At 64.7% G+C, this 215-nt stretch carries 1 protein-coding gene; it reads right to left on the bottom strand.

The features are described 5' to 3' along the window. Nucleotides 1-215: PPE domain-containing protein (locus AC5Y5V_RS31450; RefSeq protein WP_499943001.1), on the bottom strand; the 215-nt coding region annotated here is incomplete at both ends.

Here is a 215-nt window from a genome sequence, read left to right as displayed (position 1 = left end):
AGTTGGGCCGCCACCGACGACGCCGCCCCGTGATATCCCGCCAGCGCCGCAACGTTCTTCGCCCACATCGAGTCATAAATGCCCTCGACGGCCGCGATCGCCGGGCAGTTGAACCCGAACAAGTTCGTCTTCGCCAACTGCACCAACTGCTGACGGTTCAGAAACACCGCCGACGGATGCGTGACCGCCGCCCTGGCGGCCTCGAAAATCCCCGA

The sequence above is a fragment of the Mycobacterium sp. NGS68 genome (assembly GCF_059812195.1).
Note: the sequence above shows the minus strand (reverse complement) of the source record. Positions and strands in the feature narration are given on the sequence as shown.